Raw genomic sequence first — 12,800 nt, 5'->3', positions numbered from 1 at the left:
GCGTCAGCGCAGCAGCCCATCGGTGCTGAAAAGATCGGCGAACAGAGTGTCGCGGGCATGCGGGCCCGGGGGATCCCCCGACGGAAAGCTGCGCGTGTCCAGGATCAACCGGGTGAAGATCACCCGTCGTGCGGTGTTGCCCGTGCTCTGTTCCGCCCAGCCGACAAACCAGCCATATGCCCCGCGCGATCCGTCCGCTCCCGATCCGTCCGCGCTCGGGCCGTCCGCAACCGGGCGCTTTGCGGCACCGGTCTTGCCCCAGACGCGCCAGCCCTTCGGTTGTGGTGACTGCTCCAGGATCTCTCGGGTCAGCGCCACCGTCCGCGCCGAGACCGGCAGCCGGCCCGCGGTCAAGCGGGTCAGGAAATCGATCTGCCCTTCGGGCGAGATGCGAAGCGACGAGCCGATCCAGGACCGGGTGAGGCCGTTATCCGCCCCGGCGTCGCCCGAGACATCGGCATTGCCGTAACCGAAATCGCGGGTCAGTCCGGCAAAACGCTCCGCCCCCAGCCGGGTGGTGATGACCTGCGAGTACCAGACCACCGAGTCCGTCATCCAGCGTCTGGGATCCGTGTCCTGCCGCCAGGATGCCCGCCAGGCCGGATAGCCCTTGTGCCAGGACAGGACCGGGTGGTGGGCGTCGGTGAGGATGCCGGTTTCGAAGCCCATCAGGGCGAGCGCGATCTTAAAGGTCGAAGCTGGGGTGACCGATACTGCGCAGGCCTTCCCCTCGCGTAGCAGCACACGGCCGTCGGCGGCATCAGTGACGAGGGTGCAGAGCGTGACGGGCGCCGCCTCTGCCTGGACAGGCAGCAGAAGGGCCAGGGCCAGGACGATGCGGCGGAGAGGGCAGGACATTCCGGTGCCTTTCTGAAGCGCAGCCTCCATGAAAGAGGGGGCGTCGGAGCGGTTCGTCAAGGCGCCGGGAAGGAAGAGCGTCGCGCTCAGGCCAACGCGGCCGGGGGCTTGGGAACCAGGCCCGCCGCGAAATCGCGATAGCTGTGGAGCGGACGGCCGAGCATGGCGGTCAGGCGCGCGACGTCGCCGGGTTCGGGGATCATGCCGTCGCTGACATAGCGTTCGGCCATCAGGCGCATTTCGTACGCCGTCCATTTCGGCAGGAAGCCCGCCATGGTCTGCTCGAAACCGCTGGGATCGTCGCCGCCATAGACGATGGGGCGGCCGAGGAGACCGGCCCAGATCTCTGCCAGTTGCGGCCCGGTCAGCGTGTCGGGGCCGGTGACGTTGATCGTCTCGATCGGCAGCCCGTCCGGCGCCCGGTCGCGGCGCATCAGTTCGATCGCGGCCAGCTCGGCGATGTCGCGGGTGTCGACCATGGCGACCCCCCTGCTGCCGATCGGCATCGGATATACGCCGTGGTCCAGGATGACGTCCCGGATCATCACCTCGTTGTCGATGAAATAGGTCGGGCGCAAGATCGTGGCGCCGAAGCCCATCTGGGCGAGCATCCGCTCGGCGCCGTATTTGACCGCGAAATGCGGCACGTTGACGGCGCGGTCGGCGTCGAAGACCGACAGGTAGACGACCCGCTCGACCCCGGCCTCGCGTGCCAGGTTCAGGGTGATGAGGGCCTGGGTGAACTCGTCTCCGGTGACCGCGTTGAGAAGAAAGAGCGTACGCACGCCCGAGAAGGCGCTGCGCATGGCGTCGATGTCGAGCAGATCGCCCTGTGCGACGTCGACACCGGCGGGGAAAGCGGCCTTTGCGGGATCACGGGTCAGCACGCGCAGATCCGCATCGCGCCGGACGAGCTGGTCGACGAGATGGCGGCCGATACGGCCGGTCGCGCCTGTCACGAGAATGGTCATCGGGAACTCCCTGGTTCGGTTTGCCATCGGACGCCCTATTCATCGATGATCCGGGATCATGCCGATAGCCGCGCAATCTGGACATATCGTCTCAATGGTGGAACACATGGATCTGCTTGCCCTCGCCGACTTCAACCTGGTGGCCCGCCATGGCGGCTTCGGGCGCGCCTCTCGTGCCGCCGGCCGGCCCAAGGCCACGTTGTCGCGGCGGGTGGCCGAGCTGGAGGCGGCGCTCGATCTGCGACTGTTCGAGCGCGGGGGCCGCAGCCTGCGGCTGACCGAAGACGGGCGTGCGCTGTACGAGCGGACCGCTCGGCTGCTGACCGAGCTGAACGAGACCGCCCAGGCGATCGCATCGGGAGGCCACAGCCCCCGCGGGCGCCTGCGGATCAGCGCGCCGCTGCTGTTTGCGCAGACCGCCATGGGCCGGCTGGCCGCGCGGTTTTCCCGGCGCCACCCCGAGGTGCGGCTGGAGGTCACCACCGAAGACCGGGCCGTCGACATGGTCGAGGAAGGCTATGATCTGGTCATCCGGGTCAATCCGGCGACAGATGACAACCTGGTGGGGCGGCCGTTTCTGCGCGACCGGCTGGTGGTGGTGGCGAGCACCGCGCTGCCGCTGCCCGACGACGGCACGCCCTGCCCCGCAGTCGTGCGCGGCCCGATCGAGCCGCCGGCAGCCTGGCCGGTGACGACGCCGGCCGGCAGATCACAGATTCGGGCGGCGCCGGTGCTCAGCCTGTCGTCGATGATCATGGTGCGCGATGCGGTGCTGGCGGGTGCGGGCATCGCATGCCTCCCGATCTCGCTGGTCAGCCGTGATCTGGCATCGGGCCGTCTGCGATGGCTTGGCGATGTCGATGGGCCGGAGATCGTGCTGTGGACGCTCTATCCGACCCGCCGGCTGCTGAACGCCCGCGTCTCGGCCTTTCTCGATTTTCTGCGAGAGGCCTTCCCGACCGGCGCGCCGGAAGAACTGGCGGCGTTTCTGGCCGATCGGCCTTAAACGAAACGCCGCCGCCCCTGATCAGGGCGGCGGCGTTTCATGCAGGTAGCGGCGGAGCGGCCGGCGGTGCCGGCGCTCACGCGTTTCACTGCGGCTGGGCGCGGCGCTGCTGCTCGGCCTGGAACAGCTGCACGAAATCGATCGGGTCCAGCATCAGCGGCGGGAAGCCGCCGTCGCGGGTGGCATCGGCGATGATGCGGCGCGCGAAGGGGAAGAGCTGGCGCGGACCTTCGATCAGCAGGAAGGGCTGGATCTGCTCCTGCGGGAAGTTCTCGAGCATGAACACGCCGCCATAGGACAGCTCGCAGAGGAAGGTGGTGTTTTCCTCGTGCTTCGCCGAGGCGGACAGCTTCAGCTCGACCTCGTAATTGTCGTCGCCGAGCGGCTGGGCGCCGACATTCACCGAAACCTGGATGTTCGGCCGGGTCTGGGCCGAGGCGATCAGGGAGCGCGGCGCGTTCGGGTTCTCGAACGACAGGTCCTTGATGTACTGGATGGCGAGGCGGAAGCGCGGCGAAGCCTCGGCGCCGGCTGCGCCGTTGCCCTCGGGCGTCTGGGTGTCGGCCATGGGGTGCTGGTCTCCGGGTGACGCAGGTGTTGATCTGGGGCCGACCGGATCGCCGGCCATGTCGGGCGTAACATGTGCGCCCGCGCGGTGCAAGTGCAGCGCCGGGGACGGTGACTGGTGGTCGATCGCCGTCCTCTCCGTCAGCGTCCGATCAGCGGCGGCTCGTCGTCTTCTGGCCTGCGGCGACCATCCGCCGGGCCGGGACGATCTGCGGGCGCGGAGTACTCGCCCTCGATGATCACGCTGCCGTCACGGCTGCGCCACTGGCTGCCCGGCTGGCCAGGCCCCGGACGGCCGGTCATCACGAACCGGGTGCGGGCCAGGATCTGGCGCTGCATCAGCCGGCGAAAGGCCGGCACCAGCAGCAGGGCGCCGATCGCATCGGTGAAGAAGCCGGGCACCATCAGCAGCACGGCCGCCAGCCCCAGGAACAGGCCGTCGAAAACCTGATCGACCGGCGCCTCGTTGCGGTTGAGCCGGGCCCGGGCCTCGGTCAGGGCCTTCAGACCCTGATGGCGCAGCATGGCGGCACCCGCCACCGCGGTCAGCACGCAGAGCGCCACCGTCGGCAGGGCGCCGATCTCGCTGCCCACCTGGATGAACAGGAAGACCTCGATCAGCGGCACGAAGAGGATTGCGAGAAGCAGAGAGACTGCGGCGACCATGCTTGCCCTTTCCTGAACCGACCCTTATGTAAGGGTGGAGGCGGCGCCGTCCAACCCTCGTCGCGTTCGTGCGACCCCATTTCCGCACCCATGCCATCGGGTGCCGGGATCCGCGGGTGCGAATGCCGGCCGGACGCGGCCGACCGATCGTGTTCCGCCGCCGAAATCCTTCGTGCGGACGTCTCCGACGGCCAGGTCCTGATGTCCATGGAATATCTCGACATCCTCTTCTTCGCCCTCGTCGCCGTGTTCGTGGCGCTGCGCCTGCGTGGCGTTCTGGGCACACGCACCGGCCACGAACGGCCGCCGGAAGAGACGCGCAACCCGCTCTCCCCCCGCAGCGGCGACCCCAAGGCCGCCGAGGCCGGCGCCCAGCAGCCGGGGCCCGCCCGGGTGCTGCCCTTCCCGATGTCCGAGAAGGTGATGTCGCTGATCGACCAGCCGGCGCTGGAAGGGGTGGAATATATCCGCCGCGCCGATCGCAACTTCGATCCCAAGGGGTTCCTGGAGGGCGCCCAGCAGGCTTTCGAGATGATCCTCGACGCCTTCGCCCGGGGCGATCGCCAGACGCTGGCCATGCTGCTGTCGCCGCAGGTGCTGGCCGGCTTCAATCAGGCGATCGAAGCGCGTGAGCAGGCGGGCGAGACCCACAGCACCCGCATCGTGTCGGTGCGCGAGCCGCGCATCGCCGAGGCCCGGCTGGTCGGCAGCATGGCGCAGGTGACGGTGCGCTTCTCCACCACCCAGATCAACCAGACGCTGGACGCCGAGGGGCGCGTGGTCGCCGGCGGCGCCGAGGAGATCGACCTGATCGACCTCTGGACCTTCGAGCGCGATACCCGGTCGAGCGATCCCAACTGGATCCTGACCGCGACCCGCAGCGGCGAATGACCGCACTGCCGGTTTTCGATGACGAAGCAGGCAGTTTTATCATTACCCGGTATGCCGACGTACGGGCGGCACTGGCACACCCCGATCTGGTGGTGCGCAAGCCGCTCTCAGAGACGGGCGGTGAAGCGGCCGGACGTCGTGCACGGCGGATGAGCGATCTGACGGGCCTGCTGACGAAACATCTCGCCAGCCGCGAGATCGCAGGACTTGAAGAGGTCGCATCCGCCTTTGTCGACGGCGTACTGGAACGGGCCACCGCCCGGGGCAAGCTGGAGGTCGTTGCCGATCTTGCCCACCCCTGGCGCTGACCATCATCTTTCGGGTATTGGGCATTGCCGGGGAGAGGTTCGAGGATCTGCATCCCCTGCTGGCGGCCATCACACGCGGCCATGACATGGCACCGACCGAGGCCGACCGGATGCGCGGTCGTTTCGCCCAACAGACGATGGGCCGGTGGCTGGCACCGAGGGTCCTCGCGGCACCCGAAGGTTCGCTTGCTGCGGCCGTTCGCGACATTGCCGCCGGCCGGAACGACGACGGCCGGATGGTCGTCGGATGGGCTGCCATGCTGGTCTATTCGGGCAGCACGACCATTCGCGATTTTCTGGTGAATGTCGTGGCCCTTCTGGTGGATCGTCCGGATGTGGCGGCCAGGCTGGCGGCTGAGCCGGCGATTCTCGGCACGATGGTCGAGGAGTGTCTGCGTCTGGAAGGGCCGGTGCGCGGTACCGGCCGGGTCGCGGCGGCGGATGTCGTGATCGGAGAGACCGGTATTCCCGCGGGGTCAGTGCTGCATCTGATGTTCGATCACGCAAATCGTGACCCGGAACGTTTTTCCGATCCGGATGTCTTCGATCCCGTGCGATCCCCAAATCCGCATCTGTCCTTCGGCCATGGCAACACCTTCTGCCTGGGCGCGCACCTGGCCAGGCTGGAGACCCGGGCACTGATCCTGCGGATCCTGCCGCATCTGCACCGTCTGCGCCGGACCCATCCCCCGATCTGGACCTCTGTCCGGCTCCTGCGGGAACAGGCGCGACTTACCCTTAGCTGTCACTGACCGGAGATTTTGAGCGGGCGTGACTGTGCAGGCGGCGCAATGTCCAATCCTGCTGCCAGGCACGGGCAAGGGCTACGGCATCGGTTTCATAACCAAGGCTGAAGGCCAGAGCGACCAGAGGTTTTAGTGCGTCGTTCTTTTGGGAGATCAATGAGACTTGCGCTCTGATTTCGGGTTGATCTCGTGCCAACCGCAGAAAGCCAAGCGCGGCCCGGTATTGTTGATCCATGTATTCACCTCCTCGTGATCATCGGGATCATCCATCTGTCAGTTGCTATCCATGAGTCTTTTTAGTATCTTTTCACGAGCAAAATATCCAGGCTCTGATTGGAGTGAAAATATGATCGAATACAAGCCGGCGAAGATGGACGAGCAGGACGAGCGGGCGCGGTATGAGGCACCGGAACTCGTTCTGGTGGGTAATGTTGGTGACTTGACGAATTCCGGCGGCAGCGGCCCGGGCAGTGACAATAACTATTCCTGATATTTTCCATCGTAGCCGGCCTGGAGTCGAGCATTCGATGACTGAAGACTTGATCTTTCGCCGCCCTGATGCCGTGTGGTCAGATCTGGATGGCCAGGTGGCTGTGCTCGATATGGCATCTGGTCAGTATTATGAGGTACGTGGCGTCGGCGGCGCTATCTGGCGCTATATCGATGAGCCGCGCAGCTTGTCGCAGATCGTCGAGCATGTGATGGCCGGCTTCGATGTGGAGCGTGCTGCCTGTGAAACAGATGTCAGGCGGTTCATCGACAGCCTGCAGGCAGCCGGTCTCCTCGCTGACGGCGGAGACTGATGCGGGACTTTGCCGGCCTGCTTGCGGGACCAGACAGCATCCTTCCCGCTGACTGGCTGCGGACGCTGGACCAGCGCGTCGGCACAGGGACCGTCTGCCATCGTCTGATGGTTGATGGCGGTCCGCGTGCCGTGTTTGCAAGCTGGCCCGTATATACCCGACCGGCTGGGCCCCGACCGGACGACGGTTCAGGAGTACCTGATACCCCGTCACCCGCCGCGCCGCTGATCCTGTTCAACGGACGCCTCGCCGGGAATATGCCGGGGGGCGCGCAACGGCGGCACGGCGCAGACCTCGTACGATCGGCCTGGCGGGCCGGCGGTGCCGAGGCTCTGGCCGGCCTGACAGGTGACTATGTCGCTGCCATCTGGGATGGCCGGCATTTGGCACTTTTGCGGGATGTGGTGGGTGTACTGCCGCTCTATCTGGTCGCCCGGGGCGGATTGATCGCCTTCTCCACCGATTTCCGGCTGTTGACGGCCCTGCCGCGGATTCCGGCCAGACTCGACCGGACGGTGATCACCGACCAGCTTGTGCGGCAGGACCGACGGGCGCCGTCTGCGACCTGCCACGCTGCAGTGCGGACGATTCTACCCGGCGAATGCCTGGTCATCGATACCGGAAAGCCACACCCGGATACCGCCCCACCCGATCTGCGGCACCTCCGCCGCTGGACACCGGTCCGGCCCGCCGACATGACAAGCCCGGATCCCTGGGCCGGCGAACTGCGTCAACGGCTGATTGTCGCCATCCATGACCGGATCGACGATGCGGAACGACCGGCGGTGCTGCTGAGCGGCGGGCTGGATTCTTCTGCCATTGCTCTCATTGCGGCAAAGCGCCTTCGGCGCCGGGGCAAGCGGCTTCTGGCCATCTCGGCCGTCCTCCCCCTTGATCACCAGGGGCCGGAACGCGATGAATGGCCTTATGTTCTCAGGGTGGCCGAGGCGGCGGACAATATCGATCTGCTTCGCATCGAGATGGTCCCTGATGATGATCCCTTCGCCGAGCTCGACCGCGTGCTGGACCTGCTCGGCAGGCTGCCTTTTGTTCCCCTTTCCCACGGGGTTCTCGCACTTGGCGCAGCCGCGGCGGCACAGGGCGTCGACGTTCTGCTCAACGGGTTTGCGGGCGACCTCTTCGTGTCCCATTCCGGACGGCAGACGGCTGCGGCGCTGTTGCGGCAGGGACGCCTCCGCGAGGCTGTCCAGGATCTTGCCGATCTGCATCGCGTGCAGGGTGTTCCCTGGTCTACCCTGCTCCGGCGGGAGGTTGTCGCGCCGTTGCTGCCGGCGGGACTTCGACCGATTTCGACCGAGACCCTGCCATTGCGCCGGGACGCGCTTTCGGCCGGGGACTGGCGGCGCCTGCGGCGGCGAGGGCGGCGTTTTCTGCAGATGGGACCTCAGGACCTGATGCGCGTCGCGCTCGTCCCCGGCCGGGTGGATCATCCGGCATCGGATGTTGTGGGCATATCCGCCCGGCTTCACGGCGTCGATCTGCGCCTGCCCATGCTCGACCAGCGGCTTCTGTCGCTGATGATGTCGGTTCCGGCTGCGGAACTCCGGCGTGGCGGCTGGGAGCGAAGCCTCTACCGCCGGGCGATGGCCGGGATCCTCCCCGACGAGATCCGGTGGAGGCGGGACAAGGGGCCGGCATTCGATCCTGTCCTGGCCGCCCGCCTCGCCCGCTATGCCGGTGCGCTCGAGGCCTGGGCCGAGACGGCGCATCCGGCGTGCTGGGCGTGGATCGATCGCGACCGCTATCTTGCCGCAGTTCGTGCCGTCCGGCCCTCCGGAAGGGAGGGTTGGACCCCGGCAATGTTCGATACCGTCATGACCGGTACCCTCGTCTGCCGGTTCCTGGACCGGGAGGCCCGGTCCGGCAGAGGTGACGTGTGATGCTGGAACCGTACCGCCGCCGCCATTTGTTCGGACTGATGATCGAGACGCCTTTCGATCTGCCCGGCAGCCAGGCCCCCACCGGTGACGGGCCCTGTGATGTCGTCATCGGCTGGCATCCCGAAACTGCGGAACCGGCGCTGAGTCCGGGCCGATTGCCGGCCCCCGCTCTCCCGGGGGCGCCGGTGGCCGGTCGCACGGATACGGCGACGATCTACGGCTGGCCAGGCGAAATGATGTTTCTGATCCAGGATCAGGGCGATCGTATCGACGTGATCTGCCGTCCGGGCAGATTGCCCTCCGTGCCCGGAGCGCTGGTCGGTGACCCGATGGGGATTCTGCTCTTCCGGCGCGGCCTGCTTTGTCTTCATGCGGCCGCGGTCGTCATGCGCGGCCGCACCCATTGTTTCATGGGAGCCACAGGTGCCGGCAAATCCACCCTGGCCGCCGCACTGGTCGCCCGCGGAGGGCTGGTTGCGGCCGATGATCTGATCGCAATCAGCCGTACCGGGCCACAGGTGTGTTTCCTGCCCGGAACGGCCGGTTTGCGGCTTACCGAAGAGACGGCCCGACGGTTTCTCCCCACGGGTACCGAGGGGCTGGCGCCGCTACCCTCGACGGGCAAGTGGTGGTGGCAGGCCCCCTCCGTCGATCCGGCCGATAAGGCGGAACTGGCACTCGATGAGATTCATCTCCTGACCCGGCAGACCGGGGATATGTACCGGCCGGACCCGGTCCGGCGCCTGCACCTGCTGATCAACATGTGGCATCCGGCAATTTGCCGGAGCTTCATGACCACGGAAATCATGGCACGTTTCGCCCGGCTGGCTGAACATCTGCCGTTGACCGTGCATCGGGTGGAGCCCGGCTGGGACGGGCTTCTGCGGCTGGCAGAGGAGATCGGCGGATGATCGAAGCTGACGTCGGTCGGCTGCCGGCACTGGCACCGATTCTGGAGTTCGTGGCGGCTGAGCGTGGCCTGCACATGCCCGAAGCAGTCCTTCGGCTGGCACGCCATCTGCCTGCGGTGCCGGCCGCCGGGCTCGAAATCCGGCTTGCCGATCCAACGGTGGTCGATCTTCAGCAGCGGGTTCGGCCAGGACCCGAGTTTGATCGGCTTTGCAGCTGGATGGCGGAGATAACCGCTAGTGGATCCGGGTTTGCCGCGCTCGCCCGGTTCTGTGACGGCCCCGGGCTGGACCGGATCGAGGAGATCTGGCTGGAACTCGATGACGGCGCCGATCCGCCGGCGCTCTCGGTCTTTGTCCGACTGGCCGGGGCGGCCGGCGGCAGTGCCGCCCTGGAGACGGTGCAGAGCGTCATCGCAGGCTTCGGACTGCCGCTGCCGTCGATGCGGGAGGCGGCTCTTCGCCGGTGTCTTGCCGCCCGTCGGGGCACGGGGCGGCTCGCCTTCCTGGGTCTGATGCTCGACCGGCCGGGCGCGCCCTTCCGTCTGATCTTCGACGATCTGGATCCGGATGACATCGCAGGTCAGGCCGGGCGGGCCGGCTGGGTGGGCGACGCCAGGGCCCTGCAGGACCGGGTCGACGCCCTGTTCGTCTATGTCGACCGCATCCGACTGGCGATGACCATCGGGGATGGCGGCGCTGAGCCGGAGCTGGGTCTCGAATGTTTTCTCGGCCCCCCGGAGGTGTTCGATCGGCGCTGGCGGCGGATGCTCGACCATCTGGTCCAGGCCGGTCGGTGCACCCCGGCGGCGCGCGCCTCGGTTCTGGAATGGCCGGGTGCCGTGATACCCACCACCGCAACCCGCCCCTGGCCCGCCTCGCTGATCCTCGACGACATCGTCCACGGGCGGACGGCCTGGCTCGATTGCCGGTTCAGTCATCTCAAGGTCAGCCATGGCGGGTTCGCCGATGGTGCGGTCAAGGCGTATATGGGCGTGCTGGAGGCGACGGCTCCGGATGTCGTTCGGGCTGCACCACCTGCGGTTCCCGAGACGCCCCGGCGTCTGGATGAGGCGATCGAGGCAGCCATCCGCTTTCTGCTCGATGCCCGCGTGCAGGCGGGCTGGTGGCTCGACTATCGCGGGTTTGGCGAAGGCGTCGCAGAGGAATGGGTCACGGCCCGGGTCGGCCATGCCCTGGTTGAGACGGGTGACCCGGCAGCTCTGGCAGCGGCCGCCCGGGCATGGCGGCTTCTGGCGGCCCGCACCGCCGGGCGACCGGGCTGGGGATGGAATGGCGTGGAGCCGGCAGATGCCGACAGCACGGCCTGGGCGCTGCGTCTCGGCGAGGCCCTTGGCCGGCAGAGCGAGCCCGGCTTCGCCGCAGGCCTGGCTTTCCTGCGTCGGCATGTTGGTGCCGATGGCGGGGTTGTGACCTATCTGGCAGAGGACCATGCCCGGGCGTCGGAGGGGCGCGTGATCAATGCCGGATGGACCGCGGCACATGGCTGTGTCACTGCGGCCACGGCCTGTCTGTCGACCATCGGCGATGCCCCGGCAGAGTGGTTGCGCCGACATCAGCGCCCGGACGGCGTCTTTCCGGGTTATTGGTGGCTGGAGGAAGGCTATGCCACCGATCAGGCGGTGGAGGCACTGGTTCTGGCCGGACGACGCGGACGGGCTGCGAGCGGGGATGATCGCCGGATCGCGGCTGCCGCTGCGCGCGCAGCGCGTCATCCGGTCGATACCAGTTTCGGCCAAGCGCTTGCGCTGAGGATCCGGGTTCTGGCCCGGGACAGAGGGGCAGGGGCGGAGGCATTGCTTGCCGGCCAACAGGTTGACGGCAGCTGGCCGTCGTCGGCCGTGCTCGACATTCCCAATGCGGCAGGCAATCTGGTTCGTGCATCCGACCATGGACGCAGCTTCACCACGGCGACGGCGCTTTCCGCCCTGGTGGCCCTGCGCGGGTTGCAGAAGGGGGCCGGCTCATGATCGACATTGCATCGGCTTTCGGAGTTCTGCCACCGGGGGCTGAGTACGCAGCCGACCCTCATCCGGTTCTATCGGCCTTGCGCAATACGCCGCCGATCAGGACGACGGGCGGGGATGTCTGGCTGGTCGCGCGGCACGCGGATATTCTGTCGGTGCTGCTTGCCGAGCCCGGCAGTACGGCCAGCTTCAATGCCTTCGATACCGCTGGCGGCGACCGTCATCGCGGTCTGGTCCGGCGTCTGCGAAGCTGGGTGTCCCGGCTGTCCGATGCTGACGTCATGCCGGCAGTCCAGGGCGTGGTCGATGATCTGACGGCGCGGCTGGTCCGCGAGGGCACGGCAGATCTGGTCCGGGATTTCGCCGATCGGGTTCCGATGGCGGTGATGCGTGATCTGCTGGGCATCCCGCCGGCCGATGTGCCGGTGCTTGAAACCATGGCGGGTCGGATCCTGAGCGGTTACGACCCCGGCTGGACGGGACAGTCCGCCTCTGTCGGTCCGGCAAAGACCATGCTGGATGCCTATTTCCGCCAGCGTCTGGCCGCTGCCCGGAAAGGTGGTGCAACACCGCTGCTGGCAACAATTCTGGAGACCGGCACCGCGGACGGGCTTGATGATGCCGCCCTCGCCGACATCTGCAGCAAGCTGCTCGTCACCGGTACGACGACCACAGCCGGCTGTATCGCCAATATCCTGGTCCGCCGGCTGCGGGATGGAATTGCGCTGCCATCCGACCCGGAGAACCACATGGTACTGGTGGACGAACTGGTCCGGCTGGATACGCCGGTACTGGGGGTGCGACGTCGTCTGCTCAGACCGTTCCATCTGAGCGACGGGGCGGACGGGACTATCCTCTTGCCAAAGGATGCGGTGGTCTATCTCATGACCTCGATCGCCGACCGGGATCCTGCGATCGTGGGTGACGTCGGAACATCCTGTCCGCTCGGCTCCCGGGTTCCGCATCTCGCCTTTGGCCGGGGAGCGTTCCACTGCCTGGGCGCACCGCTTGCCCGTCTCGAGATTGCAGCCCTGCTTGTGGCGGGAGCGCCGCTGATGGACCGGTTGTGCACGGCCGGTCCGATCCGGTGGCGAGAGGCCTGGCTGCTGCATGAACCGTCCGCCCTGCCCGTCCAGATCATTGCGAACCCTTCGGAGAGTGCCAGCAGATGAGGACCGATCCCGCTG

At 67.2% G+C, this 12,800-nt stretch carries 15 protein-coding genes; 10 read left to right on the top strand and 5 right to left on the bottom strand.

Annotation, left to right across the window (positions count from 1 at the left end):
- Nucleotides 1–3: 3 nt before the first annotated feature.
- Both blaOXA and TMO_RS17115 read right to left on the bottom strand, forming a co-directional pair.
- Nucleotides 4–858, bottom strand: a complete 855-nt coding sequence (gene blaOXA / locus TMO_RS17120; protein ID WP_041605074.1) for a class D beta-lactamase — start codon at nt 856–858, stop codon at nt 4–6.
- An 86-nt stretch (nt 859–944) separates the two neighbouring features.
- The gene (locus TMO_RS17115; RefSeq protein WP_014746913.1) at nt 945–1,829 is read right to left on the bottom strand and encodes an SDR family oxidoreductase; all 885 of its coding nucleotides are present in this window, start codon (nt 1,827–1,829) and stop codon (nt 945–947) included.
- A 106-nt stretch (nt 1,830–1,935) separates the two neighbouring features.
- Between TMO_RS17115 and TMO_RS17110 the strand changes: the two genes are divergently transcribed.
- Nucleotides 1,936–2,835 (top strand): LysR family transcriptional regulator, encoded by a 900-nt coding sequence (locus TMO_RS17110; RefSeq protein ID WP_041606805.1) that lies wholly within the window; start codon nt 1,936–1,938, stop codon nt 2,833–2,835.
- 85 nt (nt 2,836–2,920) lie between these two features.
- Here TMO_RS17110 and secB read toward each other — a convergent pair whose 3' ends face one another.
- Together secB and TMO_RS17100 are read right to left on the bottom strand one after the other, a co-directional pair.
- Nucleotides 2,921–3,403: a protein-export chaperone SecB gene (secB, locus tag TMO_RS17105; protein ID WP_014746911.1), complete on the bottom strand. Its 483-nt coding sequence runs from the start codon at nt 3,401–3,403 to the stop codon at nt 2,921–2,923.
- Between the two features lie 140 nt (nt 3,404–3,543).
- On the bottom strand, nt 3,544–4,068 hold the full coding sequence (locus tag TMO_RS17100; protein ID WP_014746910.1) for an FxsA family protein: 525 nt from the start codon (nt 4,066–4,068) through the stop codon (nt 3,544–3,546).
- A gap of 201 nt (nt 4,069–4,269) precedes the next feature.
- Here TMO_RS17100 and TMO_RS17095 point away from each other — a divergent pair, with 201 nt between their 5' ends.
- From TMO_RS17095 to TMO_RS29650, 3 genes are all read left to right on the top strand, one after another.
- Complete coding sequence (locus TMO_RS17095; protein WP_041605072.1) at nt 4,270–4,959, top strand: Tim44/TimA family putative adaptor protein; 690 nt, start codon at nt 4,270–4,272, stop codon at nt 4,957–4,959.
- The gene (locus TMO_RS17090) at nt 4,956–5,267 is read left to right on the top strand and encodes a hypothetical protein (protein ID WP_014746908.1); all 312 of its coding nucleotides are present in this window, start codon (nt 4,956–4,958) and stop codon (nt 5,265–5,267) included. Before TMO_RS17095 ends, TMO_RS17090 begins: the two co-directional genes overlap by 4 nt.
- An 86-nt stretch (nt 5,268–5,353) precedes the next feature.
- The gene (locus tag TMO_RS29650) at nt 5,354–6,019 is read left to right on the top strand and encodes a cytochrome P450 (protein WP_145978165.1); all 666 of its coding nucleotides are present in this window, start codon (nt 5,354–5,356) and stop codon (nt 6,017–6,019) included.
- Here TMO_RS29650 and TMO_RS31280 read toward each other — a convergent pair.
- Complete coding sequence (locus TMO_RS31280) at nt 6,006–6,248, bottom strand: hypothetical protein (RefSeq protein WP_145978164.1); 243 nt, start codon at nt 6,246–6,248, stop codon at nt 6,006–6,008. The genes TMO_RS29650 and TMO_RS31280 overlap by 14 nt on opposite strands.
- A gap of 111 nt (nt 6,249–6,359) precedes the next feature.
- Here TMO_RS31280 and TMO_RS31275 point away from each other — a divergent pair, with 111 nt between their 5' ends.
- From TMO_RS31275 to TMO_RS17060, 6 genes are all read left to right on the top strand, one after another.
- Complete coding sequence (locus TMO_RS31275) at nt 6,360–6,503, top strand: lasso RiPP family leader peptide-containing protein (RefSeq protein ID WP_014746906.1); 144 nt, start codon at nt 6,360–6,362, stop codon at nt 6,501–6,503.
- A 37-nt stretch (nt 6,504–6,540) separates the two neighbouring features.
- Nucleotides 6,541–6,816, top strand: coding sequence for a PqqD family peptide modification chaperone (locus TMO_RS17080; protein ID WP_014746905.1), 276 nt, complete (start codon nt 6,541–6,543; stop codon nt 6,814–6,816).
- Nucleotides 6,816–8,717: an asparagine synthase-related protein gene (locus TMO_RS17075; RefSeq protein ID WP_014746904.1), complete on the top strand. Its 1,902-nt coding sequence runs from the start codon at nt 6,816–6,818 to the stop codon at nt 8,715–8,717. Before TMO_RS17080 ends, TMO_RS17075 begins: the two co-directional genes overlap by 1 nt.
- Nucleotides 8,717–9,628, top strand: coding sequence for a hypothetical protein (locus TMO_RS29645; protein WP_051045409.1), 912 nt, complete (start codon nt 8,717–8,719; stop codon nt 9,626–9,628). The genes TMO_RS17075 and TMO_RS29645 overlap by 1 nt, the downstream gene beginning before the upstream one ends.
- Nucleotides 9,625–11,616 carry a terpene cyclase/mutase family protein gene (locus tag TMO_RS29640; protein ID WP_014746902.1) on the top strand — a complete coding sequence of 664 codons (1,992 nt, stop codon included), beginning with the start codon at nt 9,625–9,627 and terminating at the stop codon, nt 11,614–11,616. Before TMO_RS29645 ends, TMO_RS29640 begins: the two co-directional genes overlap by 4 nt.
- 77 nt (nt 11,617–11,693) lie before the next feature.
- A complete protein-coding gene (locus TMO_RS17060) occupies nt 11,694–12,785 on the top strand; it encodes a cytochrome P450 (protein ID WP_041605068.1) in 1,092 nt (363 codons plus the stop codon).
- Nucleotides 12,786–12,800: the final 15 nt, after the last annotated feature.

The organism is Tistrella mobilis KA081020-065, from assembly GCF_000264455.2.
GTDB lineage: Bacteria > Pseudomonadota > Alphaproteobacteria > Tistrellales > Tistrellaceae > Tistrella > Tistrella mobilis.
The sequence above is the reverse complement of the archived record's forward strand: the minus strand, read 5'-3'. Positions and strand labels throughout refer to the sequence as shown.